General features: G+C 70.6%; 28 protein-coding genes and 1 pseudogene. 10 read left to right on the top strand and 19 right to left on the bottom strand.

Annotated elements, in window-relative coordinates; translation table 11 throughout:
• The coding region (locus T398_RS09850) for a transposase family protein (protein WP_496446016.1) at positions 1–186 on the bottom strand (186 nt) is incomplete at its 3' end.
• A gap of 468 nt (positions 187–654) precedes the next feature.
• Here T398_RS09850 and T398_RS09845 point away from each other — a divergent pair.
• Entirely contained in the window at positions 655–1,872 is a 1,218-nt protein-coding gene (locus tag T398_RS09845) for a D-alanyl-D-alanine carboxypeptidase family protein (RefSeq protein WP_496446015.1), read from the top strand.
• Between the two features lie 3 nt (positions 1,873–1,875).
• Here T398_RS09845 and T398_RS09840 read toward each other — a convergent pair whose 3' ends face one another.
• Complete coding sequence (locus T398_RS09840; RefSeq protein ID WP_496446014.1) at positions 1,876–2,598, bottom strand: GAP family protein; 723 nt, start codon at positions 2,596–2,598, stop codon at positions 1,876–1,878.
• Between the two features lie 221 nt (positions 2,599–2,819).
• Positions 2,820–3,440 (bottom strand): L-threonylcarbamoyladenylate synthase, encoded by a 621-nt coding sequence (locus tag T398_RS09835; RefSeq protein WP_496446013.1) that lies wholly within the window; start codon positions 3,438–3,440, stop codon positions 2,820–2,822.
• Between the two features lie 71 nt (positions 3,441–3,511).
• On the opposite strand from T398_RS09835, the gene T398_RS09830 reads away from it, so the two are divergent.
• Entirely contained in the window at positions 3,512–4,282 is a 771-nt protein-coding gene (locus tag T398_RS09830) for an FkbM family methyltransferase (RefSeq protein ID WP_496446012.1), read from the top strand.
• A gap of 64 nt (positions 4,283–4,346) precedes the next feature.
• Here T398_RS09830 and T398_RS09825 read toward each other — a convergent pair.
• Positions 4,347–4,629, bottom strand: a pseudogene (locus T398_RS09825) (nicotinate phosphoribosyltransferase); the annotation flags it as partial.
• Positions 4,628–5,479: a pyridoxal kinase PdxY gene (gene pdxY, locus T398_RS09820; protein WP_496446011.1), complete on the bottom strand. Its 852-nt coding sequence runs from the start codon at positions 5,477–5,479 to the stop codon at positions 4,628–4,630. The gene pdxY and the pseudogene T398_RS09825, both read right to left, overlap by 2 nt.
• Positions 5,480–5,599: 120 nt before the next feature.
• On the opposite strand from pdxY, the gene T398_RS09815 reads away from it, so the two are divergent.
• Complete coding sequence (locus T398_RS09815; protein WP_496446010.1) at positions 5,600–5,935, top strand: hypothetical protein; 336 nt, start codon at positions 5,600–5,602, stop codon at positions 5,933–5,935.
• A 68-nt stretch (positions 5,936–6,003) separates the two neighbouring features.
• Here T398_RS09815 and htpG read toward each other — a convergent pair whose 3' ends face one another.
• The 12 genes from htpG to T398_RS09755 all read right to left on the bottom strand — a co-directional run bounded on the left by htpG (position 6,004) and on the right by T398_RS09755 (position 18,058).
• Positions 6,004–7,914: a molecular chaperone HtpG gene (htpG, locus tag T398_RS09810; RefSeq protein ID WP_496446009.1), complete on the bottom strand. Its 1,911-nt coding sequence runs from the start codon at positions 7,912–7,914 to the stop codon at positions 6,004–6,006.
• Between the two features lie 130 nt (positions 7,915–8,044).
• Entirely contained in the window at positions 8,045–9,283 is a 1,239-nt protein-coding gene (locus tag T398_RS09805) for a D-alanyl-D-alanine carboxypeptidase family protein (protein WP_496446008.1), read from the bottom strand.
• A gap of 84 nt (positions 9,284–9,367) precedes the next feature.
• Positions 9,368–9,628 carry a hypothetical protein gene (locus T398_RS09800; protein WP_018215655.1) on the bottom strand — a complete coding sequence of 87 codons (261 nt, stop codon included), beginning with the start codon at positions 9,626–9,628 and terminating at the stop codon, positions 9,368–9,370.
• A 311-nt stretch (positions 9,629–9,939) separates the two neighbouring features.
• A complete protein-coding gene (locus T398_RS09795) occupies positions 9,940–10,299 on the bottom strand; it encodes an antibiotic biosynthesis monooxygenase family protein (RefSeq protein ID WP_496446007.1) in 360 nt (119 codons plus the stop codon).
• The gene (locus T398_RS09790; protein ID WP_496446006.1) at positions 10,299–11,543 is read right to left on the bottom strand and encodes a beta-ketoacyl synthase N-terminal-like domain-containing protein; all 1,245 of its coding nucleotides are present in this window, start codon (positions 11,541–11,543) and stop codon (positions 10,299–10,301) included. The genes T398_RS09795 and T398_RS09790 overlap by 1 nt, the downstream gene beginning before the upstream one ends.
• Complete coding sequence (locus tag T398_RS09785) at positions 11,540–12,811, bottom strand: beta-ketoacyl-[acyl-carrier-protein] synthase family protein (RefSeq protein WP_018215680.1); 1,272 nt, start codon at positions 12,809–12,811, stop codon at positions 11,540–11,542. Before T398_RS09785 ends, T398_RS09790 begins: the two co-directional genes overlap by 4 nt.
• A gap of 136 nt (positions 12,812–12,947) precedes the next feature.
• Entirely contained in the window at positions 12,948–13,352 is a 405-nt protein-coding gene (locus T398_RS09780; RefSeq protein WP_496446005.1) for a cupin domain-containing protein, read from the bottom strand.
• Positions 13,345–14,064, bottom strand: a complete 720-nt coding sequence (locus T398_RS09775; protein ID WP_496446004.1) for an SRPBCC family protein — start codon at positions 14,062–14,064, stop codon at positions 13,345–13,347. The genes T398_RS09780 and T398_RS09775 overlap by 8 nt, the downstream gene beginning before the upstream one ends.
• The gene (locus T398_RS09770; RefSeq protein WP_496446003.1) at positions 14,061–15,437 is read right to left on the bottom strand and encodes an acetyl-CoA carboxylase biotin carboxylase subunit; all 1,377 of its coding nucleotides are present in this window, start codon (positions 15,435–15,437) and stop codon (positions 14,061–14,063) included. Before T398_RS09770 ends, T398_RS09775 begins: the two co-directional genes overlap by 4 nt.
• A gap of 13 nt (positions 15,438–15,450) precedes the next feature.
• Complete coding sequence (gene accB, locus T398_RS09765) at positions 15,451–16,038, bottom strand: acetyl-CoA carboxylase biotin carboxyl carrier protein (RefSeq protein ID WP_496446002.1); 588 nt, start codon at positions 16,036–16,038, stop codon at positions 15,451–15,453.
• Positions 16,035–17,729 (bottom strand): acetyl-CoA carboxylase carboxyltransferase subunit alpha, encoded by a 1,695-nt coding sequence (locus tag T398_RS09760; RefSeq protein ID WP_496446001.1) that lies wholly within the window; start codon positions 17,727–17,729, stop codon positions 16,035–16,037. Before T398_RS09760 ends, accB begins: the two co-directional genes overlap by 4 nt.
• Complete coding sequence (locus T398_RS09755) at positions 17,726–18,058, bottom strand: TcmI family type II polyketide cyclase (RefSeq protein ID WP_496446000.1); 333 nt, start codon at positions 18,056–18,058, stop codon at positions 17,726–17,728. The genes T398_RS09760 and T398_RS09755 overlap by 4 nt, the downstream gene beginning before the upstream one ends.
• Positions 18,059–18,451: 393 nt before the next feature.
• Here T398_RS09755 and T398_RS09750 point away from each other — a divergent pair, with 393 nt between their 5' ends.
• The 4 genes from T398_RS09750 to T398_RS09735 all read left to right on the top strand — a co-directional run bounded on the left by T398_RS09750 (position 18,452) and on the right by T398_RS09735 (position 21,963).
• Positions 18,452–19,276 (top strand): AfsR/SARP family transcriptional regulator, encoded by an 825-nt coding sequence (locus tag T398_RS09750; RefSeq protein ID WP_496445999.1) that lies wholly within the window; start codon positions 18,452–18,454, stop codon positions 19,274–19,276.
• Between the two features lie 78 nt (positions 19,277–19,354).
• A complete protein-coding gene (locus T398_RS09745) occupies positions 19,355–19,702 on the top strand; it encodes a TcmI family type II polyketide cyclase (protein ID WP_018730483.1) in 348 nt (115 codons plus the stop codon).
• Positions 19,703–19,709: 7 nt separating this feature from the next.
• Positions 19,710–21,062: an FAD-dependent oxidoreductase gene (locus T398_RS09740; protein ID WP_496445998.1), complete on the top strand. Its 1,353-nt coding sequence runs from the start codon at positions 19,710–19,712 to the stop codon at positions 21,060–21,062.
• Positions 21,063–21,267: 205 nt separating this feature from the next.
• Positions 21,268–21,963, top strand: coding sequence for a helix-hairpin-helix domain-containing protein (locus tag T398_RS09735; protein WP_496445997.1), 696 nt, complete (start codon positions 21,268–21,270; stop codon positions 21,961–21,963).
• A gap of 102 nt (positions 21,964–22,065) precedes the next feature.
• On the opposite strand, the gene T398_RS09730 is transcribed toward T398_RS09735, so the two are convergent.
• Complete coding sequence (locus T398_RS09730; RefSeq protein WP_496445996.1) at positions 22,066–23,505, bottom strand: right-handed parallel beta-helix repeat-containing protein; 1,440 nt, start codon at positions 23,503–23,505, stop codon at positions 22,066–22,068.
• A gap of 391 nt (positions 23,506–23,896) precedes the next feature.
• Between T398_RS09730 and T398_RS09725 the strand changes: the two genes are divergently transcribed.
• Positions 23,897–25,246 carry a right-handed parallel beta-helix repeat-containing protein gene (locus T398_RS09725; RefSeq protein WP_496445995.1) on the top strand — a complete coding sequence of 450 codons (1,350 nt, stop codon included), beginning with the start codon at positions 23,897–23,899 and terminating at the stop codon, positions 25,244–25,246.
• An 86-nt stretch (positions 25,247–25,332) separates the two neighbouring features.
• Here the strand turns inward: T398_RS09725 and paaI are convergent, their stop codons facing one another.
• On the bottom strand, positions 25,333–25,773 hold the full coding sequence (gene paaI, locus T398_RS09720; protein WP_496445994.1) for a hydroxyphenylacetyl-CoA thioesterase PaaI: 441 nt from the start codon (positions 25,771–25,773) through the stop codon (positions 25,333–25,335).
• A gap of 145 nt (positions 25,774–25,918) precedes the next feature.
• Between paaI and T398_RS09715 the strand changes: the two genes are divergently transcribed.
• Together T398_RS09715 and crcB are read left to right on the top strand one after the other, a co-directional pair.
• Entirely contained in the window at positions 25,919–26,434 is a 516-nt protein-coding gene (locus T398_RS09715) for a FluC/FEX family fluoride channel (protein ID WP_496445993.1), read from the top strand.
• On the top strand, positions 26,431–26,796 hold the full coding sequence (crcB, locus tag T398_RS09710; protein WP_496445992.1) for a fluoride efflux transporter CrcB: 366 nt from the start codon (positions 26,431–26,433) through the stop codon (positions 26,794–26,796). Before T398_RS09715 ends, crcB begins: the two co-directional genes overlap by 4 nt.
• The last annotated feature ends 52 nt before the right edge of the window (positions 26,797–26,848 follow it).

Genomic DNA, 26,848 nt, shown 5'->3' with positions numbered 1-26,848 from the left:
CTGACCCCACTCGGCGAGCTCGTCGATGCTCCTCGCGCCCGAGACAGCCGCACAGGCACACACCAGCAGGACCGCGGTCAGCGAGTACCACCGCCCCCGCCGCGAACGCGGGTCCGGCACCAAGTCGAAGTAGGGGCGCAGGTCAGCGATCCGGCCAGTGTCCAGCGGCCCCAGTTTCACCAGCACCGCAGGGATGGGAGAAGATGCAACGGCAGGCACGAGCCACCTCATGATCATCGGGCTTAGACACCACAATGATCACGAAGCTCGTGCCTGCTCTGCTATACACCCCAACCGGTCACTACCCGACCAGCCGCACGACCCCGGAACTTGCAACCGCCCTGGGATCTGGCGCCCTGGCCCACGGCGGCAACGAGATCGGCCATTCGGGGGCTCTTCTTCGCAGATCGTCCGGATGAGTCGATCAGACGTGGAGCGGGCGAGGTACCGCAAATCGGACGACAAATCGGACAGGAAACAGGTCTGGTTCTGGTGAAAATGTTGCATAGGCGCTCCCGGGGTGGCGGAACGGCCCGCTCGATATGAATGCCGAACAGGCGAGCGCACCCGCGCACATCGTTCTCCCCGACGTCGATACGCCGTGCTTCTCCCAACCGCCGCGGGGCCAGCCGCGCCCCCACTACCGTGCCTCATGTGACTATCCGTCGAATTGCCGTGCCAGCCGTCGTCGTGGCGGTAGCCGCCGTCGTCGTATCGCCCGCCGCACCGGTCACGGCCCGAAACCGGACAGCCAGCACCGAAGCACAGCCGTGCCCCACTGTGGAGGTATCGGCCCGGCCGGCCGGCACACCCTCGCCGCCTCCGGTCGGCCCGACCGAAGCAACGGTCGGCGGTGCCGCGCTGGCCACCACCGGGCTGGTCGTGCCGGCCGGAACCCCGACAGCTCCGGCCGTCACCGCGACCTCCTGGATCGTCGCCGACCTCGGCAGCGGCCAGGTCCTGGGCGGCTGCGGCCCACACGAGCACCGCACCCCCGCGAGTGTGCAGAAGCTCCTGCTCGCCGCCGCCCTGCTGCCCCGGCTCGACCCGACGACCGTCGTCGAGGTTACCCGCGACGACCTGCACGACCTCGACCCGGCGAGCTCACTGATGGGGGTGGTCGCGGGCGGCCGGTACACGGTTGAGGAACTGTGGCTGGGGCTACTCCTGCAGTCCGGTAACGATGCGGCCAACGTACTGGCCCGGCTCGGTGGTGGTGCCGCCGGCCGACCAGGTGGGGTGAAGGTGATGAACGAGGAGGCAGCGCGGCTCCGGGCCAACCAGACCCACGCGGTGACCCCCTCCGGTCTAGACGGCACTGACCAGTACACCAGCGCCTACGACCTGGCACTGATCGCGCGGGCCGCCTTCGAACGCGAGGACTTCCGCCGGTACATCGCCACCCGTACGGCGAACCTGCCGTCCGCGCCGGGCCGCTCCGCACTCACCCTCACCGGCGACAACACCCTGCTGGGCAGCTATCCGGGGATGGTCGGCGGTAAGACGGGCTTCACCGACCTGGCCCGGCAGACCTACGTCGGCGTGGCCGAACGCGACGGCCGTTCGCTCGCGGTGACCCTGCTCGGTGCGGAGAACGCGCCGCTGGGCAGCCTGGGTGAGGCGACGGCGTTGCTGAACTGGGGTTTCGCTCTCGCCCGCGACGAGACGGTCGGCCAGTTGGTCACCCCGGATCAGGCGAAGAGGGACGAGAACAAGGACAAGCTGGTCGCCGCTGTCGGCGACGAGGGCGGAACTGGTGCCGGACCCGGGGCCCTGGTGGCGGTCGTGATCGGCAGCGTGGCCGCCCTGGGGACCATCCTGGTTGGCGTCTTCGCCGGATGGCGACGGGCGAGTCGGCGCATGGCCGACTGACGCTCAGGTCAGCCGCGACAGCGCCGCGAAGAGCTCCAGGTGGTTGACGGCGTCGCGCGCGAGGAGAAAACCGATGATGCCCACGATCCAGCCGGTGGTCTCGGCCGCGTTGCGGACCATCCACCGGTTGACCGCCGCAAGCACCGGCTGCACCAGCCCGGCCGCGACCAGGCGTGCCGCCAGCAACACCAGTGCGGGCAGCACCATGACGACGCAGTAGCCGGCGAGCACGGCAACGCTCGCGGGTAGCGTCAGCGCGGACGCGCCGAGCAGCCCGATAGCCGCGAGGTAGGGAAGCATCGTGGTGGCCTCCAACGTCACGGCAGCCAGGGCCAGCCCGACCAACGCCGAGGCGGATTCGCGCCCGGTCATCGCCCGCTCGCGCCAGCGCAGCAGGCGGCCCGGCTGGGGGGCACCCGACGCGCGCTTCCGGCCGATGACCAGGCCGAGACCGAGCAGGCCGATCCCCACCACGAGTTGCACCACCCGGAACGGCGTAGTTTCCAGCACCGGACGCACCTCGTCGAGCAGGGCCGCCGCACCGACGAGCAACACCACGCCGAGCACGAGATAGCAGGCGGCGACCGTGGCGAGGAAGACCAGCAGCCGGCTCGGGCGCAGCCGGCCCGGCGCCAGCATCATCCAGATCGGAATGAGCAGCGTTCCGAAGCTGGTGCTGTCGATCAGGGCCAGGACGACGAGCGATCCGATCAGGGCCAGGTCCACGGTGCGCTCCCCCTCCGAGTCACGGGTGCGATGCTAGGGCGATGTGGCAACAGGCTGCTCCTGGCCCACGCCCCTGGGCACGGCCCGGTCCTACCGACCCCACCCGTGGCACCACAGCAGGAGGAGCAATATCGACCGCAGATCTTACTGCCACGTCCACGTGCTCTCCCATGAGCAGGAACGACAGCTCCCCCACCTCGGGATGCGTGGCGGCAACCCAGCTACTCGAAGCGGGACGGGTCGCCCGCGCCATGACGTAGCACCTCGGGATCATCGCCCGACAGGTCAACCACGGTGGTCGGCTCCTTGCCGCAGTCCCCGGCGTCCACCACGCCGTCGAGCACGTGGTCCAGCCGTTCCTTGATCTCCCACCCCTGAGTCAACGGCTCCTCCTCCCCGGGCAGGATCAGGGTGCTGGAGACCAACGGCTCATCGAGCTCGGCCAGCAACGCCTGGGCGACAGCGTGGTCGGGCACCCGCACCCCGACGGTGCGCTTCCGCGGATGCAGCATCCGGCGCGGCACCTCGCGGGTAGCCGGCAGAATAAAGGTGTAGCTACCGGGGATACAGGACTTGACCAACCGGAACACCGCGTTGCTGATCTGCACGAACTGACCCAGCTGCGCGAAATCCCGACAGACCAACGTGAAGTGGTGCCGCTCGTCGAGCCGACGAATGTCCCGAATCCGGTCCAGCCCGTGCCGATCACCCAGCTGACAGCCGAACGCGAAGCAGGAGTCCGTGGGGTAGGCGATCAGGCCACCGTTCCGAACCAGCTCGACGACCTGCCGCAGGGTACGGGGCTGCGGGTTGTCCGGGTGCACGTCGTAGTACCTCGCCATGGGCTGAGCCTAGTAGCCCGGATGGTGCCGTCGCGGTAGCCCGGTGCCGGCCCGACGTTTAAGGTCCGGTCGTGCCCGTCAACCCCGAGGTGGTCGATGTTCTCCAGGCCGACCCCACCGCCAGGTCCCTGCGCCCCTCGCTCGACCTCTCGTACGGTGATCCCGGTCGAGCCGCCGCCATGGACCGCTTCCACACCCAGTTCGTCCGCCCCGACGACCTCGTCTTCGACATCGGGGCCCACGTCGGTGACCGCACCGCCAGCTTCCGCCGGCTGGGTGCCCGAGTGATCGCCGTCGAGCCGCAACCACTCTGTGCCTGGAGCCTCCGGGCCCTGTACGGCGACGACGATCAGGTCACCGTGGTGGAAGCGGCGTGCGGCGCGGCGGTCGGCCTTCTGGAGCTCCACATCAACTCGGCCAACCCCACCGTCTCTACCGTCTCACCGCACTTCGTCCAAGCCGCCGACGGCGCCGAGAACTGGCAGGGGCAGATCTGGGACGCACGGCTGGCCGTCCCGGCCACCACCCTCGACGTCCTCGTCGCCGAGCACGGCCTCCCCGCCTTCGTCAAAGTCGACGTGGAGGGCTTCGAGGATGCCGTCCTCGCCGGATTGAGCCACCCGCTGCCGGCGTTGTCGTTCGAGTTCACCACGGTCGAGCGGGCGGTGGCCCGGCAGGCGCTCGACCGCGCCGTCGTGCTCGGCTTCACCCGCTTCAATCTGGCCCTCGGTGACGCTATGGCGCTGGCCGCGCCGGCCTGGCTGACCGCCCCCGCGCTGGGTGCGCTCCTCGACGCCCTGCCGCACTCCGCCAACTCCGGCGATGTCTACTGCCGACGTTAGTCTCACCGTGGACCGACACTGCCAGCGATACGTCAGCAGCCGGGGGACGGATTGACGCGACGCACTATCCCGATTGTCTGCCCGCGCGACCCGAGCGGGGCCGCCGCTGCCACCCGCTCGTGCAGGTCGGCCACTCGGGGCCGACCGTGACGGCGGGCGGGACCGGTGTGATCAGCCGTCGGGCTGGCTCGGGCAGCCACGCCCGGTCCGCCCTCGAATCGGTCCCGCGCGCCCCGTACCGGTTCGGCCACAGCAGCGATGTCGGGCCGCCGTCCGGCGGGCAGGACCGGCACGAGCAGCGAGTCCCAGCCTTGCGGCGACGCTTCGGTGTGCAGCCCGAGGGGGTCAGCGCAGTCGGCGGGCGGTGAAGCCCGGCGGCGGGCTGGCGATCGACTCCTGGGCCGCGACCAGCTGAAGCTCCCGGGTACCCGCCGCCAACGTGGCGTCGAAGATTCGGAAGACGCTGGCGCTGGTGCGCTCCAGCGCGGTCGCGGGCGAATCGGTGGTCCACAGGTGCGCGAGGTAGAGCGCGGCCGTGACGTCACCGCCACCATTCGGCGTGATCGGCAGCATCGGTGTGGTCACCGCCCAGGCGCCCTCCTCCGAGACGGCCACCAGTTCCAGCTGCTGCTCCGGCAGGTCCCGGTGGAGCACGCTGGTGACCAGCACGTGCCGTGGACCGGTCGCCCGCACCTTGTCCACCGCCGCGAGGAGTTCCGCCAGCGTCTCGGTCCGACCGCCGGCGAGATATTCCAGCTCGAACTGGTTGGGGGTGATGATGTCCGCGTTCGGCACGACCGCGTCACGCAGATACTCCGGAATGCCGGGACGAGCGAACATCCCCCGCCCCACGTCCCCCATCACCGGATCGCAGCAGTAGACGGCGGCGGGATTCACGGCTTTCACCCGACGGACCGCGTCGATGATCACTTCGCCCATCGCCGGATCGCCCTGGTATCCGGAGAGCACCGCATCGGCCTGGGCGAGCACTCCACGGTCGCCGATGCCCGCGATGACCTCGGCGACATCCGCGGGTGCCAGCAGCGGCCCACGCCACGACCCGTAGCCGGTGTGGTTGGAGAAGTGGACCGTCAGTACCGGCCACACCTCGTGCCCGAGGCGTTGCAGTGGAAATACGGCGGCTGAGTTACCGACGTGACCGTAGGCAACCGACGACTGGATAGACAGAATTCGCACCCGACCATCATCGTCGTTGGGGTCGCGCCCGGTCCCACTACCCCCGCCCCAGCCTGCCCGTTCCGCAGGAGCGGCGCGGAGTGGAGGTAGTATCGCAGCAGCTCAGAAGGGGGACCCGAGATGTCCGATACTACCCACGACCGGCCCACACCCGGCGCCGGCCGTCCGGACGGCGTGAGCGACCCGCTGCTGTGGGGGCTGGCCCTCGGCGTGGCGGACGCGCACCAGCCGGACGCTACGGGCACCGACTGTGTGAACCTGCTCTGCGCCGGCCAGAGCTGGCCCTGCACCGCCTGGCAGTCCGCCCAACGCGCGCTCCGCATGGCCCAGACCTCGCCCGGGCAACGACCCGCCGAACCGTCGGAAGGGCGGGCGGACGAGTGGAACGCGCCCCACCCCCGCCCGCCCCTGCCCACCGCGCCGGAGCAGCAACGCCGCGGCGACATCGCCGCCTGAGCACCGGCACCGCGCGCCGCCACCGCTACCACGGAGGGCGTCGGGAGCACCGACGCCCTCCGCGCGGATCAGAGGGTACGAGCGAGACGCTCGGCGAGGATCCGAGTGAAGCGGGACGGGTCGGCCAGTTCGCCCCCCTCGGCGAGCAACGCCATCCCGTACAGCAGCTCGGCGGTCTCCTGCAGCGACTCCTCGGTGGCACCCTGCTCCCGGGCCTTGCGCAACCCACTGACCAGCGGGTGCGTCGGGTTCAGCTCGAGGATCCGCTTGACCTGCGGCACCTCGTGCCCCATGGCGCGGTACATCTTCTCCAGCGTCGGCGTGATGTCCTGCGCGTCACCGACCACGCAGGCCGGTGAGGTGGTCAGCCGAGCGGAGAGGCGGACCTCCCGGACCTGGTCGGCGAGGGTACTGCCCAGCCAGGAGAGCAGGTCGGCGTACTCGGTGCGCTGGCGCTCCCGTTCGGCCTCGGCCGCCGAGCGCTCCTCCTCGGTGTCCAGGTCAACCTGGCCCTTGGCGACCGAACGCAGCGTCTTGCCCTCGTACTCACCGACCCGCTCGACCCACACCTCGTCGACCGGGTCGGTAAGCAGCAGCACCTCGAAGCCCTTGGCCCGGAACGCCTCCATGTGCGGCGAGTTCTCGATGGTGGTGCGGTTCTCGCCGGTGGCGTAGTAGATGTCGGTCTGGCCGTCCTTCATCCGCGTGACATAGCCGGCGAGGTCGGTCGGCTCGGCCGAATCGTGGGTGGAGGCGATGGAGAGGAGTTCCAGGAGCGAATCCCGGTTCTCCGTGTCGTCGATCAGCCCCTCCTTGACCACCGCGCCGAACTCGGTCCAGAAGGTGCGGTACTTCTCCGGCTGGTTGGCCTTGAGGTCCTTGACGGTGGCGAGGATCTTCTTGACCAGGCGGCGGCGGACCACCTGAATCTGCCGGTCCTGCTGGAGTAGCTCGCGGGAGATGTTGAGCGACAGGTCGTGCGCGTCCACCACACCCTTGACGAAGCGCAGATAGCCCGGTATCAGCGCCTCGCAGTCATCCATGATGAAGACGCGCTTGACGTAGAGCTGCACCCCACGTCGCCCTTGCGGGGAGAAGAGATCCAGCGGCGCGTGCGTGGGCAGGAAGAGCAGCGCCTCGTACTCGAAGGTGCCCTCCCCGCGCATGTGCACGACCTCGAGCGGGTCGGCCCAGTCGTGGCTGACGTGCTTGTAGAACTCGTGGTACTCGGCCGGTTCCACCTCGTCGCGGGACCGCGCCCAGAGCGCCTTCATCGAGTTGAGCGTCTGTACCTCGGTGGTCGGCTCGCCCCCGTCGGTGCCGGGCTGCTCAACCGCCATCCGGATCGGGTGGGCGATGAAGTCGGAGTACCGCTTGACGATCTGCCGAATTGTCCACTCGGCGGCGTAGTCGTGCAGGTTGTCCTCGGAGTCGACCGGCTTGAGGTGCAGCGTGACCGCCGTTCCCTGCGGAACGTCCGCGGCTGAGGCGATCGTGTACGTGCCCTCCCCGCTCGACTCCCAGCGGGTACCGTCGGTGGCCCCCGCCTCGCGGGTCACCAGGACAACGCGGTCGGCGACCATGAACGCCGCGTAGAAGCCGACGCCGAACTGGCCGATCAGCTCCTGCGACGCCTCCGCGTCAGCTGACTCACGCAGCTTGCGGAGCAGCTCGGCGGTGCCGGACTTGGCGATCGTGCCGATCACCTGGACGACCTCATCCCGGGACATCCCGATCCCGTTGTCCCGCACGGTCAGCGTCCGCGCGTCCGGGTCGACCTCGATCGCGATGTGCAGATCGGCGGTGTCGACGTCGAGGTCTTTGTCCCGCAGCGACGCCAGGCGCAGCTTGTCCAACGCGTCGGAGGCGTTCGAGATCAACTCGCGTAGGAAGACATCCTTGTTCGAGTAGATCGAGTGAACCATCAGCTGAAGCAGCTGGCGTGCCTCAGCCTGGAACTCCAACGTCTCACTACTCACGCCGTGTCCTTTCGTCCGCAATCGGATCGTCGGCGGGCGGGGACGCCCCCGACGACGTGTCGCCCGAAAGGATACGAGCACCTCCGGCGGGACGGGGCGGCGACGCCCCCGACCGGGCCGTCGGTCCCGATCAGGCCCGACGGCGGCCCCGACCACGACGACGCCGCCCCGGCTCACGACGGGGGCGACGGGCCAGGCGCACGATCAGCGCCACCAGCCCACCAACCCCGACCACGGCCCCGACCAGCAGCGGCCCGGGGCCGGTCAGCCCCGCCGGGAGCGAATCGTCGGCGGCGGGCCGGGCATCGGCGGCCGCGGGGACGGCGGCCGGCACGGCCGTCAGCTCGCCCGGCTCGACGAGACGGCCGACCGACGGCTCCCGCGGCAGCGCGAAGCCCCAGTCGAGCAGGGCGGCACCCTGCTCCCAGCCACGCAACGGCCGCGCCTCGGCGCCCAGCAACGTCACCACCAGGCGCCGGCCCGCACGCTCGGCTGCCCCGACGTACGTGTGCCGGGCCAACGTGGTGAAGCCGGTCTTGCCACCCAGCGCCCCTGGGTATTGGTCGATGAGGGAGTTCCCGTTCTGGATCTGGAAGCCCTTCCTACCGAGCGCCGCCTGATCTGGGATCTGGTGGGTTTCGGTCAGCGCGTACCGCTGGAAGGCCGGCTCAGCGAAGCAGGCCCGGGCGATCAGCGCGAGATCGTACGCACTCGTGAACTGGCCCGGCCCATCCAACCCGGACGGGGTAACCGCGTGCGTCTGCCGGGCACCCAACTCCGCAGCGAACTCGTTCATCGCGCGGACGCCCCCGGCCCGGCCCTCGGCACCGCCGCCGAGGCGGGCGAGGACATTCGCCGCGTCGTTGCCGGATTGCAGCAGCAGGCCGAGCCAGAGCGTCTCGACCGGATACTGCCCGCCGGCGAGCAGGCCGACCGCCGACGAGCCGGGCTCGATGTCCAGATCCTCCTTCGTCACCGTGACCACCTGCTGCGGGTCAAGGTCCGGCAGCAGGGCGGCGGTCAGCAGCAACTTCTGCACACTGGCCGGGGTGGCGTACTCGTGCGGGCCGCACGCACCCAGCACCTCACCGGTGTCCAGGTCCGCGACCAGCCACGAGCTCGCGGTCACCTCGGGCGGCTGGGCCGCACCATCCGGGACCACCAGCCCAGCGGTGGCCAGTGCCGCCCCGCCGACCGCCTGGTCGTCAGCGACCGCCGGTGGCGGGGAGGGCCGGGACGGCGTCGATGCCGACAGGCTGGCCTGTGGGCACGGCACCACCGTCGGCGTGGGTGCGGCGGCGGCCGACGCGGGCACCACGACGGGGAGTAGCAGGACGCTTGAGGCAGCGGCCATTAGCCGATTTCTCACGTCCGGGATCCTAGCTAATAAAGATCAGCAAACCGGGCATGGGCACCGTACCGCCATCGGGAGGTGCGCCGCCCGTGCCCGGCCTCAGGCCAACGGCCGCTTGAGGTGATAGCGGTGCACCTCAGTGCTGCCCTGGACGTTGTTCACGTCCTCGGCCGCGGCGACGAGCTCCCATCCCTCGCGCCCAACCCGGTTGAGGTGGGCGATCGCGGTGTCGCCGTAGCTGGTGACATCTCGGCGGGATCCGTCTGGGCCGTACCAGACGAAACTGACGTGAAAGCTGCGGCCCTGCCCTTGGTAGCGGCGGACCAGCAGTGCGTATTCCCAAGCGACCATGGACTCCATTATGGGTGTCCATCGAGGACCACTGGCAACGGGGTAGTCACTCCTTGCCATTCTGTGAACGCGAAGAGTCAACCCAACTCGGCCGGGACCGATGACCCGAGCCGTGAACCAGGTGACGCTGGACCGCGCGGGTCAAGGGCACACGCCGCTACCCGGCCATGACGCTGGCACCCGCCCTGCCCGTCGGGGCGACAGCCATCGCGTCGGGCCGCGCGCCGGCCGGCTACCCGCGCCGCCAGCGCGAGGGTGACACATCGCCGCTGCCGGCCGGGCACCTCGCACCAGCCAGGGTGCGGGATGCCCGGATGCCGTCAGGGCAGGGTCGGAGTCTGGGCAAGAATGTGGAAACGCAGGGAGCGGGCATCAGTGAAGCACTCCCGCATCGGGCGGACCAGGTCGCGGTGCTCCGGGCTCCGTTCCCACGCCTCAAAATCCGCCAGACTCGCCCACTCGCTGGTGATCAGCCACTGCTCCGGGTCCACCGCCGACCGGCACACCTGATCGACCCGATGTCCCGGCACCCCGTCCGCGACGAGATGCCGCACCGCCTCGTACGCGGCCAGGAACGCCTCCGTCCGCTCGGCCGGCACCCGTACCAGGAACACCACCCGCCCCCCGGCCGTACCGGCACCAGGCCGGGCCGCCGCCGTTCGTTCGTCCAGTTCGGTCACTACTCACCGCCGTCGCTCGGCGCCGCCCCCAGCAGGACCAGCGCACTGTTGAACCCGTCGAAACCGCGGGCGCAGACCAGCGACAACCGGTTCACCGGCTGTCGCTGCTCCCGCAGGAAATCCAGCTCGCACCCCGGCGCGACCTCCTCCGGTCCCGCGGACGCGGGCAGCGTGTCATGGGCGAAGGCGAGCAACGCGGTCGCCACGTCCAAGGCGGCTCCCCCCTGGTGGGCCCGCCCGGTCAGCGACTTCTGCGTGGTGACCGGGGGTGGCCGGTCGCCGAAGACAGCGCGCAAGGCAATCGCCTCGCTGCGGTCGTAACGCGGCACCCCCAACGCGTCGGGTACCACCACGTCGACCGCATCCGCGCCGACTCCGGCCCGGTCCAGCGCCAGCCGCATCGCCCGGGCGTACTGCACCGGATCGCCCGCTGTGTCCGCGGTGGTGTGCGCGCCGTCGTGGGTGGCGCCCCACCCCATCACCTCACCGTAGACCCGGGCCCCGCGGGCCAGGGCATGGCTCAACTCCTCCACCACGAAGACCGCACCCCCCTCGGCCGGCAGATAGCCACTCGCCCCCGCGTCGAAGGGTCGGTACGCCCGCTCCGGGTCCGCCCCCTCGCTGAGCATCCCGGAGGCAAGCTGACAGGCGAGCGCGTACGGGCTCAACGGGCACTCGGTCGCCCCCGCGATCACCACCGGGGTCCCCCGACGGACCGCCCGGGCGGCGTGCGCCAGGCTGTCCAGCCCACCGGCGGTCTCGGACACCAACACCCCGCACGGCCCCTTGAACTGGTGGTGGATCGAGAGCTGACCGACGCTCGCGGCGTAGAACCAGGCGATCGACTGGTACGCCCCGACCGTCCGGGTGGACCCGCCCCACAACCGTTGCAGCTCCCGCTGCCCGAACAGGTTCCCCCCGGACGAACTGGCCAGGGCGACCGCGTAGCCGTACGGGTCCGGGGCCCGCAGCGGCAGCCCCGCGTCGGCCAGGGCCAGCCGGGTGGCGGCGAACCCGAGGTGCGTCCACCGGTCGGTCTGCACCAGCCGGCGGTTGTCGGCGTAGGCAGCGGCGTCGAATCCGGACACCTCACCGCCGAAGCGGGTCGGGTAGCTGGAGGGGTCGAACAGGGTGATCGGCCCGGTACGGCGGGTTCCGGTGAGGACCGTCTGCCAGTGCGCGTCGGCGCCGACACCGCTCGGCGCGATCACCCCGATCCCGGTCACCACCGCCCGCGCGGTCACGACGTCACCGCCGACAACCGCCGAAACACCATCGCCGACTGGAAGCCGCCGAATCCACTGCCGACCGACAACGCCACGTCCACCGGCAGTTCCCGCGCCTCGTTCGGCACGTAGTCCAGGTCGCACTCCGGGTCGCGGGTCGCCCAGTTAGCCGTCGGCGGTACCACCCCGAACTCGATGGCCAGCGCGCAGGCGGCCATCTCGATCGAACCGATCGCACCGAGCGAGTGCCCCACCATCGACTTGATCGAACTGATCGGCACCCGGTACGCGACCTCGCCGAGCGCCCGCTTGAACGCGGCGGTCTCATGCCGGTCGTTCTGCCGGGTTCCGGAGCCATGGGCGCTGATGTAGGAGACCTGGTCGGCCCGGATCCGCCCCTGGCCCAGCGCGTCGGTGATGGCGAGCCCCATCTCCAGCCCATCCGGACGGAGCCCGGTCATGTGGTAGCCGTTACTGCGGCTGGCGTACCCGGCGACCTCGCAGTAGATGTGCGCGCCCCGCCGCCGGGCCCGCTCCTCCTCCTCCAACACCAGCACCGCGGCGCCCTCGGCGAGGACGAAGCCGTGCCGGTCGGCGTCGAACGGGCGGGAGGCGTGCGCCGGGTCGTCGTTGTCGGGGCTGGTGGCCTGGATAGCGTCGAACGAGGCGACGGTAACCGGGGAGATCGGCGAGTCGGCGGCACCGGTGAGCACCACGTCGGCCTCGCCGTCAACGATGAGCTGATGGGCGTAGCCGATCGCGTCGATGCCGGACGTGCAGCCGGTGGAGACCACCTGCACCGGGCCGTGCAGCCCGTACCGGCAGGCCACGTCGGCGGCGAGGCTGCTCGGCACCAACGCCTGATACAGGTACGGGCCGCCGAGGGCGGCGTCCACCAGCCAGTTCCGGCCACCGTCGCTGACCGTGACGTACTCCTGTTCCAGCGCCATCGTCCCGCCGACGGCGGTGCCCAGGACCACACCGGTGTGTTCCCGGAGCGCGTCGGTGAACTCCAGGCCGGCGTCAACGACGGCCTCGGCCGCGCAGGCGAGCGCGAACTGCACGTACCGGTCAGCACGCCGCTGTTCGGGAATGCTGAGGCCGGCGGCCACCGGCTCGAAGTCACACTCGGCGGCGATTCGCGACCGGAACGGCGACGGGTCGAAGAAGGAGATCCGCCGGGTCGCCGTACGCCCCTCGGTGATCGTCTTCCAGAACCGGTCCCGAGTGGCGCCACCCGGCGCGACCACCCCGACGCCGGTCACCACCGAGCGGCGCCCGGTCACGGTGCCACTCCGATCTTCACGCTCATGATGTCCTCAAGTCGCGACTGCGGGGCTCGCAAACCCGGCTCACTCCTCGCGCTCATGATGCCCGCCATTCGCGACTGCGGGGCTCGCAAACCCGGCTCACTCCTCGCGCTCATGACCCACCTCGTTGCGCGACGAGTTCGGTGTCGACGTGGCCCAGTTCGGGGCGCGGGGCGAGCGGACCGAGGTGGAACACGACCTCGGCGTCCACGGTGCCGGTGTTGCGCAGTCGATGCCGGACATTGATCGGGACGAAGAGCGCCTCGCCGGTCGCCAGCGAGACCGGCGCGTCGTCTAGGTCCACGGTGATCGCACCCCGGGCGACGTAGAGGAACTCCTCGCTGTAGGGGTGGTAGTGCTCGGCGATCCGCTCCCCCGGCCGCAGCGTCGCCACGCCCATAAACCCCGAGGTGCTGCCGACGGTACGCGGACCGAGCAGCACCCGCAGCTCGCCGCCGCGGCGGGTGTCGGCGGCTACGTCCGCCGCGGCCACCACCCCGGGCTCCCGCTCACTCATCCCCGGCTCCCGTCTCCTGCGCGGCCCGCCGCTCGACCTTCTCCTTGATCACCGCGAGCTGCACCGCGCTGTTGGCGTTGATCCGGTCGGTCATCTCGGCGTTGTTCAACGGGGCGGTGGGCTTCATGGCGAAGTCCTGCGTCCAGATCATCCGGGTGCCACCGGGCTCCTCGACGTAGCGCCAGTGGATCCGCATGTACTCGAACGGCCCCGGCTCCACCCGCTGTGCGTGGACCTCCCGCCCCTCCGGGTCGGCCGAGCGCTCGCTGACCCAACTCCAGGCGATCCCGTTCTCGTCGGGGTGCATGGTGAGCCGGAACCGGACGGTGTTCCCCTCCTGCTGCAGGATCTCGGCCACCGCGTACTCGGTGAACAGGTCGGGCCAGCCGGCGACGTCGTTGGTGACCTTCCAGACCAGCGGTAGGGGGGCGACGATCAGGATCTCGTTCTCGGTGTGCCCGGCCGGCTCGACGCGGCGCGCGACCAGATCCGCGACGCCCGCGATGCTGAGCTGCCCGGTCTCCTCGGGGATTCGCACCTGCCAGCGGTCGGCGACCACGGCGGAGAGCTCGAGCAGGGCGAGCGAGTCCATGCCCAGCTCCTCCAGCGAGGCGGCCGGGGTGCGGGCGGCGTCGTCGGGGTTAAGCCCGCAGTGGGCTACCAGGATGTCGGTGATGTCGGCGGCCAGTGGGCGGCCGTCGGTTACGGTCATGCGTTCCTCCTCGATTGGGTGGACAGGTCAGCGAGTAGCGTCTCGACCAGACCGGTGCAGTGGCGGCCCTTACGGAAGCCGGCGTCGTCGAGCACCCGCCGGACGAACGGAATGGTGGTGTGGACCCCGGGGCCGGCGACGTCGAACTCGCCGAGCGCACGTTCCAGCCGGTTCAGGGCCAACTCCCGGTCCGGGGCCCAGACCGCCACCTTGGCCAGGAGCGAGTCGTAGTGGGGGCCGACGACGTAGCCGGGATACCCGTGGGTGTCGACCCGGGTGAAGGGGCCCCCCGGGGGGACGAACCGCTCCAGCCGGCCGGGGGTCGGTACGAAGTCCCGATCGGGATCCTCGACGTTGACCCGGCACTCGACCGCCACCCCGTGCGTCACGATCTCCTCCTGCCGCCACCGCAGCGTTCCGCCGGCGGCCAGGTGCAGCTGCTCGTGCACCAGGTCGATTCCGGTGACCATCTCGGTGACCGGGTGCTCCACCTGGATCCGACAATTGATCTCCAGGAAGTGGAACTGTTCCGCCGGGTCAACCAGGAACTCCACCGTCCCGGCACCGGTGAAGCCGACCTCCAACGCGCCGCGTAGCGCGCTGTCGGCGATCGCGTCCAGGGCGGTCGTGGACAGGGCCGGGGCGGGCGCCTCCTCGACGAGCTTCTGGTGTCGGCGCTGCACCGAGCAGTCCCGGGTCCCCAGGTGCACTCCGTTGCCGTGGCTGTCGCAGAGCACCTGCACCTCCACGTGCCGGGCATTGCCGAGGTACCGCTCGACGTACACCCGGTCGTCGCCGAAGGCCACCTGGGCGGCGGCCCGGGTTCGGGCGTACGCCCGCGGCAGCTCGGCCGGCGTGGAGACCACGGTCATCCCCCGGCCACCACCCCCGGCGGCGGCTTTCACGATCACCGGGTAGCCCACCTCGGCGGCGACTCGGGCGGCGTCGGCGGCGGTCGGCACCGGTGCGATGCTGCCCGGTGGCAGCGGCAGGCCGGCCCGGCTCATCAGCGCCCGAGCGGACGACTTGTCGGCCAGCGCGGCCATCACCTGCGGCGGCGGACCCACGAAGGCGAGACCGTTGTCGGCGCAGATCTCGGCGAAGTCGGCGTCCTCGGAGAGAAAGCCGTAGCCGGGGTGCACCGCCTGCGCCCCGACCAGGCGGGCGGCCTCGACGATGGCCGCGGGGTTCAGGTAACTGCGGCGACTCGCCGCCGGTCCGATCAGGACCGCTTCGTCGGCGAGCCGCACCGCGGTCGAGTCGGCGTCCGCCGTGGAGTAGACCACCGCGGTCCGGATGCCCAACTCCCGACAGGCACGCAGCACGCGCAGCGCGATCTCGCCCCGATTGGCGATGAGTACCTTGCCGAACATCAGCTCACCCGCCTCAGATCGGATCCACCGCGAGCAGCGGCTGGTCGTACTCCACCGGCTGACCGTCGTCGGCGACGATCTCGGCGATTCGCCCGGCCCGGTCGGCGGTCACCTCATTCATCAACTTCATTGCCTCGACGATGCCGACGACCTGGCCGGGGTGGACCCGGTCGCCGACGGCGACGAACGGCGCCGCACCGGGCTCCGGCGCCCGGTAGAAGGTGCCGACGATCGGTGATCGCACCGCGTGCCGAGCGGCGGGCCCGGCTGCTGGTTGCGGGGGGACGACCGGTTGCGCGGCGAGAAGCGGTTGCGGGGGGACGACCGGTTGCGGGGGCGGTTGTCCGGTGTCACCTACCGCGTGCCACTCCACCTCCAGGACCGCGTCGCCGCTGCCCAGCCGGATCCGCCGGATCGGCCCGGCCAGCTCGGCGAGAAGTTCCCGGGCCTGACGGCGCAGGTCGGTCAGGGCGACGTCCGCGGGAACGTTGGCTACCGCCCCCGCCGTGACGTCGAGGGCCCCGCCGGACCGTGGTTCCAGGTCCACCGTCGCGTCACCATTGAGGATCGTGACGCCGGTCGGTGCCAGTTCGGCGCTCATCGGGCACCCGCCTTGGCTCCGAGGCCGGCGGCACCGAACCGACGGAACCGCCGCCTTCGGCGGCGAACCAGGGTCGCGGTGGGCACGTCGAGCAACGGCACCAGATGCGCCAGCACCGCCTCCCGCACCGCCCGCATGGCCGCCGGTGGGTCGTGGTGCGCGGCCGGCGCCGGTTCCGGCACCACCGCGTCCACCACCCCGAGCCGACAGAGGTCGGCGCTGGTCAGCCGTAGTGCGCGGGCCGCCTGCGGGGCCGCAGACCGGTCCGGCCAGAGAATCGCGGCGCACCCCTCGGGGCTGATCACCGAGTAGACGGCGTGTTCCAGCATCAGCACCCGGTCGGCGACCGCGAGTGCCAGCGCACCACCGCTGCCGCCCTCGCCGGTGATCACCGCGACGACCGGGGTCGGCAGCATCGTCAGGGTCAGGATGTTCTCCGCGATCGCCGCAGCCTGGCCCTGCTCCTCCGCGCCCACTCCCGGGTCAGCGCCCGGGGTGTCCACGAGGGTGACGACGGGCAGCCCCCACCGCACGGCCAGCCGGACCAGCCGGAGCGCCTTCCGGTGCCCGGCCGGGCTCGCCATTCCGAAGTTGCGGGACATCAGATCGGCGGTCGTGTGGCCCTTCTGGTGGCCGACCACCAAGACCGGCCGGCCAGCCAGCTCGGCCAGCCCGCCGACGACCGCCGGACAGTCCGCGCCCAGCCGGTCACCGTGCAGCTCGACGAAGCTGTCGAAGGCCGTCTCCAGATAGTCCAGGGTGGTCGGGCGCCCCGGGTGCCGGGCCAGCCGGACCGTCTCCCAGGCGTCCCGCTCGTCCGCGCCCGGCGCCGGCGGGCTGCTCACGGGTGGACCCTCCGGTTCGGGCCCGGCACCCACCGGTTGACGCCCGCCGGATGCGGCAGCGAGCAGCGTGGCGAGACAACCGCGCAGGGCGTGCCGGGGCACCACCCGATCAACCTGGCCGTGCCGCAGCAGAAACTCGGCGGTCTGGAACCCGTCGGGCAGCTCCCGGCCGGTCACCTGGCGGATCACCCGAGGACCGGCGAAGCCCATCCGGGCACCGCTCTCGGCGACCACCACGTCGGTGTTGGTGGCGAACGAGGCGGCCACCCCGCCGTACGTGGGGTCGGTGAGCACGCTGACGCTTGGCACTCCGGACTCGCGCAACGCGGCGACGGCCTGGCTGACCGTCGCCATCTGCATCAGCGACAGCACCCCTTCCTGCATCCGCGCTCCGCCGGAGGCGGTTACCACCACCAGCGGAACCCGGTCGGCGAGGGCGCGTTCGGCGGCCCGGGTGATCAGCTCACCGACCGCGCACCCGAGGCTGCCACCAAGGAAGCGGAAGTCCATCACGGCGATCACGCAACGGCTCCCGGCCACCGTGGCGGTGCCGCAGACAACCGCCTCGGCCAGCCCGGTGCCACTACGCGCGGCGGTAAGCCGATGGGGGTAGGGGAGCACGTCGACGAAGCCGATCGGATCCACCTCCGGCGCCTGGTCGGCGAGCGCGGTAAACGACCCGGGGTCCACCAGCTGCGCCAGGCGGGCCGGCGCGTCGAGCCGGGAGTGGGCGCCGCACTCCGGGCACACGTCCAGGTTCCGCCGCAGCCGCTTGCGATACAGCAGGCTGGCGCAGCCGCCGCAGCGGGACCAGAGCTGCCCGCCCGGGGGCGTGGTCGGGTTCATGGCCGCTCTCCGGGAGCGTCGAACCGGTACACGCACCGGGCCATCGCGTCTCGCGGCTCCCGCCAGGTCGGCAGGTACGGCGAGACGTACGGACGCAGCCGCTCACTGACCCGGACGAACTCCGGGTGATGGCGGGCCTCGGCGACCGCCGTCTCCCCCGGCAACTCCGTTTCCAGGAGGTGTAGATACAGGTTTTGCAGCCGGTACAGCGACCGGTGCTGGACCCCGGCCAGGCGAGGCAACTCGGTCGCGTCGGACTCGGCGAAGATCTCGGCGATCCGCTCCTCCGCGCTCGGGTCGACCTTCGCGACGATCAACGAACGCTCCATCGATGAACCTCCCCTAACGGCTGCGGACGCCGACGGCGCCGTACGCCGAAAAGCCGGATGACTATGCGCACCATGGCCGCGCCACCGTCACCGGCGCGTCACCGGAGCCGTCCCCGGCCCAGAGTTTGGTGACGTTGCGTTGACGCTGACTGTGTAGGAGCTGTGACATGCAACCTGCACATAGTGACCTATCCCCAGTTCAGAGCGGGTTTCATAGCTGTTACACACCGATCGGGATGTTGACGGTGCGTGACTAGATTGATAATCTCCGTCACGGTTAACCCGGTGGCCGCGACCCGACGCCGTGCCGCGGGACCAGCTACCCCGACCCGTGGGGTCACGGGCAGCCGCGCCGGGCGACACAACCGAGGAACATTCCGCAGGGGGTCCGCCATGGCCGCTGGTCCGTCCATGCCGACCGCCGGGGACCGTCCGGGTACTCCGATCCGGCTGCACCTGCTGGGCGGGTTCCGGCTGTTGCACAGCGACGCCCCGGTGGTCGTACCGCGCGGGCTCCAACGCGTACTCGCGCTGGTCGGCCTGCGCCCCGGCACCACCCGCAGCCACCTCGCCGGGCTGCTCTGGCCAGACACCCCGGAGGAGCGCGCCCTCTCCTCACTCCGCACCGCCCTGTGGCGGTTACGGCAGGACCCCTACTGCCCGCTGCGCACCAGTGGGGACACCCTCCGGCTCGGGCCCGCCGTCCAGGTTGACGTGGACACCCTGGTCGGCATGGCCGCCCGGGTCCGCGACGGGGACGACCCGAACACCGCCGCGGCCGTACTCGCCAAGGGCCGCCACGACCTGCTGCCCGGCTGGTACGACGACTGGGTGTTGGCCGAACGGGAGCGGCTACGCCAGCTGCGGCTCCACATGCTCGAGGAGTTGGCCGACCACTACCTGACAGCGGGCCGGCACGGTGAGGCGCTCGAAGCGGCGTTGGAAGCGCTGGCCGCCGAGCCGCTCCGCGAGACACCCCACCGCCTGGTGGTCCGCATCCACCTCGCCGAGGGCAACGCCTTCGAGGCGGTGCACGCGTTCTACGTCTACCGCGACCTGCTGCGTCGGGAGCTACGGCTGGAGCCGTCCGCCGCGATGACCGCCCTACTCGACGAGACGCTCCGGCCGATCCGGCAGGCCAGCCGTGACCCCCACGGACGCCGGCAGCCGCCGACCCCCCGCGTCACCAGAACCGACCTGGATGTGACGGGCAGGTGACAGGGGGCTCGGCAGCGTGGTGAACGGCACGCGCCCCGGACCGGCCGCACGGGGCACCACGGCGGAAGGAATCCCAAAATGAGCCGACTACTGATCGTCAGCAGGATCGTCCCCGGCGCGGAGGGACGGGTGGCCCAGATCTTCGCCGAATCTGACGCCACCGAGTTACCCAGCCTCACCGGCGTCCGGCATCGCTCCCTGTACTGCCTACATGACCTGTGCATCCACCTGATGGAGACCGCCGACGTAGACCCGGACACCCTGGCCGGCGCCCGGAACCATCCGCTCTACCGGCAGGTCAACGAACGACTCTCCGCGCACACCTCCCCGTACCTGCCGACCTGGCGCTCGCCGCGCGACGCCATCGCCGGCTGCTTCTACCGTTGGGACTCCGCGGCTGCCGCCGCGCCCCACGTGGCGGGCTGACGCGCACGTGTCCCGCAACCAACCGCACGTTCTGATCATCGGGGCGGGGACCGGTGGGCTCTGCCTGGCACAGGGACTGCGCCAGGCCGGAATCGCCGTGACCGTCTATGAGCGGTACCGCACCCGAGGCGATGGCCTACTCGGCTACCGGGTCGGCATCGGACCAACTGGCAGCCGGGCGTTGCGCGAGTGCCTGCCGTCCGAACTTTTCCACACCTACCTGGCCACCTGCGCCAAGTCGCCCCGCTACTTCAACGTCATCACCCAACGGCTCCGGCAGACCGCGTCCTTTCCGCTACGACCGGAGACCGACGTGGTGAACACCGAACGATCCGTCGCCCGGATGACCCTGCGCCAGGTCCTGCTCACCGGTTTGGAGGACGTGGTCCACTTCGACAAGGCCCTCACCCACTTCGAGCAACGCGATGACGGCAGCGTCACCGCGTACTTCGCGGACGGGGACAGCGCCACCGGCGACCTGCTGGTGGGCGCCGACGGCACCCACTCGGCGGTCCGGCGCCAGTACCTGCCGCACGCCGTCACCCGAAACGCGGGCACCATCAACATCGCCACCCGGGTCCCGTTCACCGAGGAGGTACGGGCGCTGCTGCCGGAGCGGATCGAGAAGGGCATCTCGCTCATCTTCGGCAACGGTGGGGTGATGGGTGTCCTACACGTCATGGAGTTTCCGTGGGACCGCTCGGGCGCCCTCAAGGACGGCCTCGATCCGGCCGATGTGGCGCTGTTGAACCGCTGGCCCGGCCGGGCGCACGACAGCACCCGCGACAACGTGAACCTGGTGGTCTGGAGTACCGCCCGGCGGTTCCCGCCGGACATCATGCGCCAACGCGGCGAGGAGCTGATTCGGACCGCGCTCGGCCTGACCCGCAACTGGCACCCGCACCTGCGCCAGCTGCTGAACCTAGCCGACCCGGCCAGTGCCCTGCCGGTCAAGGTCTCCACCAGCGAGCCGGTTCCGCCCTGGAAGAGCAGCACTGTCACCCTGCTCGGCGATGCCATCCACACGATGACGCCGGGGCGCGGGGTGGGCGCGAACACCGCCCTGCGGGATGCCGCCCTACTGACCCGGCAGTTGTGCCACACCGCCGCCGGGGAGAAGACGCTGTTGCAGGCGGTAGCCGACTACGAGGCGGCCATGCTGCCGTACGGCTTCGCGCGGGTGGCGGACTCGTTGAACCGCAGCGGCACCAGCGGCGACGACCCCATGTACAAACCGGTCGTCGGGCGGCTCGCCCTGCTCGGGGCCCGTGGTTACTTCGGCATCACCAGCCGGGTGCCGAGCCTGGCCCGTCGGTTTGTCGATGACTTCTACAGCTACCGGGGCGAGGAGGAGGACTGACCACAATGGCCGGACCCAGCCCGGGGTCCGGCCACACCCCGCTAACCTTTTCGGCGACGTTGAGTCGCGCCATGAACACCATGGGTGTGATCCGGTCCGGCTACGAGCAGTGTTAGCAGGCCATGCTGTCGTACCGCACCGGGAATGTGGCAAGCTGCGGCGAGCTTTCTCGACTAACTCGCTAATCGAAAAGGGGAGGTCTGCCGTGGCGTGGTCGGACTGGCCGTTGATTGTCGTGGCCCTGCTAGTGGGCGCCGCCGCCGGCTGGGTGGTCCGCAGCCGGCGTAAAGCCGTGCGGGATGGTGGTACCACCGGGGATGGTACGCCGGCACCCGCGACGAGGACCGCCGGAGGAGCGCCCGCCCCCGCCGACACCGACACCGACACGCGCAGCGCGACCGAACCGGCTCCGACCTCGGCGGCGCCACAGCCGGCGTCAGCGTCGGAGCCGGCGTCAGCGCCAGAGCCGGCGTCAGCGTCGGAGCCGGCGTCAGCGCCAGAGCCGGCGTCAGCGCCAGCGTCGGAGCCGGTCGACCTGGCACCGGCGGCCCGGGAGCACGCCCCGGCGGCCGACAGCAGCCCGGCCGAGGAACCAGCCGATGCCGAGCCGGCGGACCAGGCCCCGGTGGTCGCTGAGTCCGAACCGGAGCCGGACGCCGAGGACGACTTCCGTCGAATCCAGGGGGTCGGGCCGAAAATGGCCGCGGCGCTCCACACCGCCGGTATCCGCACCTACCGGCAACTCGCCGAGTTGGACGAGCCGGCGCTGCGGGAGGTGATTCGCTCCGCCGGCCTGCGTGGCGCGGCGAGCCTGCCGACCTGGCCACAGCAGGCGAAGGCGCTGGCCAAGGCGCCCGAGCCAGCGGGTGTGCTGCCGGCCGAGAGCGGCTCGGGCGCCTGACATCGCGGGCCCGGGCGACGCCGGCCGACGGGTATCCGACCGCACCGGGGACGGCAGAGCCGTCCCCGGTGCGGTCGGATACCCACCTGATCGCGAGTGGTGTTACCGGAAGCAGTTCAGCACCGGGCCGGTGCTACCCAGACAGTTGGTCTGCTGGTTCTCCCCGACCACAGTCTGCGAGTCCAGCGTCGCCTGCGCCTTGTCCACCAGCAGGCCGCCGGCCGGCAGGGTTGACTGATTCCCGGTTACCTGACTGCGGTAGAGCGCGACCCGGCCCATGCTGACCGCGATCCCACCGCCGGTGGACTTCGCTTCGACGGCACGGTTGTCCCGGACCGTGCTGCTCCGGACCAACAGGTTCGACTTGGCCGCGTGAACGCCGCCGCCCGAGCCGTGTGCCGTGTTGCCCGCCACCACGCTGTCGTCCAGCGGCACGAGGCCCTGGGAGGTGGAGAGGCCGCCGCCGTTGCCGGTGGCGAGGTTGTCCCGGATCTCCATTCCGCGCAGGAAGATCAGTGCGTCCGAGTTCGCGATCCCGCCCCCGGTTCCCGCCTGGTTGCCGACGACGGTCGAGTCGGAGACGCGGGTCCGGGCCGAGAAGCTGGCCAGACCCCCACCCTGCGCCGCCGAGTTCTGCTCGAAGGTGCTCGTGTGCACCTCCGCCGCGGCCTGGTAGTTGCCCAACCCGCCACCATAGGCGGTGGCGCTGTTCCCCGTGAAGGTCGAAGAGTGCAGGGCCAGCACCCCGTTGTTGAGCAGGCCCCCGCCCTTGCCCGCCGAGCCAAGGGCGTGGTTGTTGATGAGCGTGCTGTCCCGGACGACCATGTTGCCGTCGTTGAACAGGGCTCCCCCGCCGCCCTCCGCCGAGGACGAGGTGTTGTTCATCGCCGTCACCTGCTCGATCAACGCCGATGCGCCATGCACGACGTGGACGGCACCTCCCTCGGCATCGGAGTGACCGCCGACGAGCCGAACATTACGCAGAGTTAGCTCACCGGCGTCACGGACAGTAAAGAAGCGGAACACTTCGGCATCCTGCGCACGCTCGATCGTGGCCTGCTCGCCTTCGATGGTGACCGGGTGGTAGATGACCGGAAGTCCCGCCTTGTCGTCGGCCGGGTTACGCGGGGGCTTCTCGGCCGCACCGGGGTTCTCGGCCGCGTCCGCCGCCTCCCGCGCGTCCCGGATCCCGCCGTCGTACAGGTCGGGCTGATGGAAGGCGTCGGTGAGCGTGTAGGTGCATCTTGGCGCGAGCCGCAGCACCCCACCGCCCTCGGCGTTGACCCGGACCAACGCGGCGACCAGTTGGGCGCTGTCACAGGGCACCGGCGCCCCGAGGGACTCTCCGCCGACCTCGCCGACGGAGTCGCCTTGGGTCACGGAGGCGTTCTCGCTGCCGTTCGGTCGCTCGTGAGCCGCGGCCGTGCCGGCCAGCCCCGCCGCTCCGACGACCAGGCCGCTGGCCACCAACCCGCCGGCGAGCAGCCGTCGGGGCCGGCGCCGGCCCCGCGGCGGTCGCTGGCTGTCGTGATACGTGGACATCGTGCTCTCCTGCCTTCCCCTCACACCTGAGCCGACCGGACGATTCCGGACGGTAGGGCACCGACCACGTGGTCGTCACCGAACGTCACGGTACGGATCGAATGAGAGAGCAGGCGCGCCAACGTGAATAAATCACCTCTTTACCTCATATTCGGAGACACAGTGCCGACGGTCGACATCGCCGGGCGTTCACACCTCACCGCCCCAACGGCTCACCAGGGTGGCCCTGCCACCACATTTAGGGAGAGCTGCTCGTATTCATGCCTACGTGGGGGTTATGTCGGTTTAACTCGAGGACGGTTGCTACCGCCTACCTGGTAGTCGAGGAACAGCACCCGGCGCCCCGGGTGACTGGCTGCTCGTCCGCGACGGGAAGGACACCGAGACCGCGATGAACCATCCGCACCACGACCACGACCACGAACCGAACCAGTCAGGTGGAGGCCGAACGAGGGGACGATGGTGGACCCTCGGGCTGGCCGGGGTGGCGGGACTGGCCTTGACCGCCGCCGCCGCTGCCCCGGCCGCCGCCGCCATCGGGCGCACTCTCGCCACCGACGACCGACCCTCCGCCGACGGGCACCGCGAGGCGGGTAAGGGCGACAGCAAGACAGGCAAGGAGGACAAAGCCAAGGGCACCCCCGTCCCCTGCAACACGGACAAACTCATCGCCGCGATCGCCCTCGCCAACGCCCGCGGCGGCGGCATCCTCGACCTCGCCAAGGACTGCACCTACCTGCTCACCACCAACATCGAAGGCAGCGGGCTTCCCGCAATCACCACCCCGATCACCCTCAATGGCAGCAAGCGCACCACCATCGAACGCTCCACCGCCGCCGATCAATTCAGAGTCCTCAGCGTCGACACCGGCGGCAACCTCACCCTCAACAAATTGAAGATCACTGGCGGTGCGGCCGAGAACGACGGCGGGGGCGTCCTCGTCAACCAAGGCGGAGAGTTGACCGTCAAACACAGCACCATCACCCGCAACTTCGCCGAGGACAACGGCGGCGGCATCGCCAACAACGGCACCACCAGGGCCAAGAGCTCCATATTCACCCTCAATCGAGCACAGGCCGGTGGCGGCATCCAGAGCAACGGCCACCTCAGTGTGACCGAAACAGAGATCACCCTCAACGCCGCCGGGGATATCGGTGGCGGCGTTGACGTAGGCGAGGATGGCACCGCGCTGGTGCACAAGAGCGTGGTGAACAACAACATGGCGGAAGAGGCCGGCGGACTGAACATCGACTCCGGAATCCTCCAGCTCACCCACTCGGAAGTCGTCGGCAACTCCGGTACCGATGACGGCGGCGGACTCCTCCTCGGCGAGACGCAAGCCACCCTGCAGCAGGTTAAGATCATGAAGAACACCTCCTTCCAGGGCGCAGGAATAACTGCCAACTCCGACTCCACGCTCGTGGCTGAAAAAACTCTGATCAAGAACAACATCTCCCTTGGGGAGGGTGGCGGAATTTACAACGACGGCCAGGCCGTGCTGCGCAAGAACGAAATCGTCAGCAACCTTGCGGAAGGGGAGGGTGGCGGAATCTTCAACGACAGCGACGGCACCATCAGCCTGTTCACCACCAAGGTCATTAAAAACATCTCCGCCGAGGACGGTGGCGGGATCTTCAACGAAGGCGGCGGCACGGTGAACCTCAACACCGCCACCGGCACCGTGGTGGCCAAGAACCGGCCGAACAACTGCTCCGGAGACGTGCCCGACTGCGCCGGATAGCAGCATCCGAACACCTCGGCCCGAGGGGGTTCCGCTCCCGCCGCCCGCCGGTGGGGGCGGAACCCCGCAGTTCGTACCGAACCGGCTCAGTCCCCGTTCAGGACTCGGCTACGACCCCGGAACTCGGCGATCACCACACCGTCGGCTCGGGTGACGGTGACGTCGTAGATCCCGCTGCGGCCGTAGCGGAGGCGTTCGGTGGCGTGGGCAAGCAGCAGATCCCCCTCGCGCGCCGGTCGGACGAAGATGATGTCACCGCCGGCCGCTACGGTCACCGGTCCGTGGCTGTTACCGGCCAAGGCGAACGCGGTGTCGGCGAGCAGGAACAGATAGCCGCCGTGGGCGATGCCGTGACCGTTGACCATCGCCCCGGTTACCCGCATCCGGGCCACCGCCGACCCCGCCGCCGCCTCAACCAGCTCGATACCGAGCGCACGCGAGGCGAGGTCGGCAGCGAACATGTCGTACGCGGCGTTGCGCCGTTGTGGGTCAGGCGGATGATCCGGGTGGGGCGGATGATCCGCCATCGCCGCTCTCCTCCCTGCGCCGGACCGACAGTTCGTCGATCTTGCCACCGTACGCCACCGCGACGGTTCCGGCACCACCCGCTACCCGCTACCGCGTGGCCGTGCCGCCCTGCCGTTAGGGTGGGCTCGGTCAACGGCGGGGTGGATGGGGGAACGGGTGTCCGGACCGGAGCGGCGACGCGTCGACCCCGATGTGGACCTGGCAGTGCCCGCCGATCGAGCCGAGTTGCCCGCCCACCCGGCCGCGGTGCTCGCCGCCGTCTCCGCCGGCGGTGTGCTGGGCGCGCTGGCCCGCGCCGGCCTCTCGGCGGTGCTGCCGCACAATCCCGCGGGCTTCCCGTGGCCGACGTTCGCGGTCAACCTGAGCGGGTGTCTGCTGATCGGCGTGCTGATGGCGGTGCTCGCCAAGCAAACCAACCCACCGGTGCTGGCCCGACCGTTTCTCGGGGTCGGGGTGCTCGGCGGCTACACCACTTTCGCCACCCACGCCGTGGAGGCGCGGCAGCTGGCCGCCGCCGGTGCGGCGACGACCGCCCTGGCCTACCTAGCGGCGACCCTGGCCGGTGCGCTGCTCGCCGTCTGGGTCGGGTACGCGGCCACCGACCGGCTCACGCCGCCGGTCGGCGGGACCGGGGCGAGGCAGCGGGCGGTGCGCGGATGACCGCGCTGCTCGTCGCGCTCGGCGCGGCCGTCGGGGCGCCGCTGCGCTACCTCGCCGACCGAGCGGTACAGGACCGCTTCGGTGCCCGCTTCCCCTGGGGCACCTTGACCGTCAACGTGGCCGGCTCGCTGCTGCTCGGGTTCCTGCTGGGACTCCCGCTCCCGCCGGCGGCCGGCGTACTGCTCGGCACCGGGCTCTGCGGCGCCCTCACCACATACTCGACGGCCAGCTACGAGACCCTGCGCCTGGCCACCGCCGGTCGGTTTCGTCCGGCGGCGGCCAACGCGTTCCTCGGTGTCGCCGCCGCGGTGGCCGCCGCGACGCTCGGCCACCTCGCGGCGACCGCCCTGCCCTGGCCGTGAGCCGAGACCGCCGCGCTTCCCCACCACCGGGTTGGCTCACCTGCGCGGCGGA

Source organism: Salinispora goodfellowii, from assembly GCF_059570675.1.
The sequence above is the reverse complement of the archived record's forward strand: the minus strand, read 5'-3'. Positions and strand labels throughout refer to the sequence as shown.

Bases quoted from the DNA above. Each gene is read 5' to 3' on its own strand.
- T398_RS09835 (WP_496446013.1), bottom strand. From the start codon at position 3,440: ATGGCGAGGTACTACGACGTGCACCCGGACAACCCGCAGCCCCGTACC.
- T398_RS09815 (WP_496446010.1), top strand. From the start codon at position 5,600: ATGTCCGATACTACCCACGACCGGCCCACACCCGGCGCCGGCCGTCCG.
- T398_RS09800 (WP_018215655.1), bottom strand. From the start codon at position 9,628: ATGGAGTCCATGGTCGCTTGGGAATACGCACTGCTGGTCCGCCGCTAC.
- T398_RS09780 (WP_496446005.1), bottom strand. From the start codon at position 13,352: ATGAGTGAGCGGGAGCCCGGGGTGGTGGCCGCGGCGGACGTAGCCGCC.
- T398_RS09775 (WP_496446004.1), bottom strand. From the start codon at position 14,064: ATGACCGTAACCGACGGCCGCCCACTGGCCGCCGACATCACCGACATC.
- T398_RS09770 (WP_496446003.1), bottom strand. From the start codon at position 15,437: ATGTTCGGCAAGGTACTCATCGCCAATCGGGGCGAGATCGCGCTGCGC.
- accB (WP_496446002.1), bottom strand. From the start codon at position 16,038: ATGAGCGCCGAACTGGCACCGACCGGCGTCACGATCCTCAATGGTGAC.
- T398_RS09760 (WP_496446001.1), bottom strand. From the start codon at position 17,729: ATGAACCCGACCACGCCCCCGGGCGGGCAGCTCTGGTCCCGCTGCGGC.
- T398_RS09755 (WP_496446000.1), bottom strand. From the start codon at position 18,058: ATGGAGCGTTCGTTGATCGTCGCGAAGGTCGACCCGAGCGCGGAGGAG.
- T398_RS09750 (WP_496445999.1), top strand. From the start codon at position 18,452: ATGGCCGCTGGTCCGTCCATGCCGACCGCCGGGGACCGTCCGGGTACT.
- T398_RS09745 (WP_018730483.1), top strand. From the start codon at position 19,355: ATGAGCCGACTACTGATCGTCAGCAGGATCGTCCCCGGCGCGGAGGGA.
- T398_RS09730 (WP_496445996.1), bottom strand. From the start codon at position 23,505: ATGTCCACGTATCACGACAGCCAGCGACCGCCGCGGGGCCGGCGCCGG.
- T398_RS09725 (WP_496445995.1), top strand. From the start codon at position 23,897: ATGAACCATCCGCACCACGACCACGACCACGAACCGAACCAGTCAGGT.
- paaI (WP_496445994.1), bottom strand. From the start codon at position 25,773: ATGGCGGATCATCCGCCCCACCCGGATCATCCGCCTGACCCACAACGG.
- T398_RS09715 (WP_496445993.1), top strand. From the start codon at position 25,919: ATGGGGGAACGGGTGTCCGGACCGGAGCGGCGACGCGTCGACCCCGAT.
- crcB (WP_496445992.1), top strand. From the start codon at position 26,431: ATGACCGCGCTGCTCGTCGCGCTCGGCGCGGCCGTCGGGGCGCCGCTG.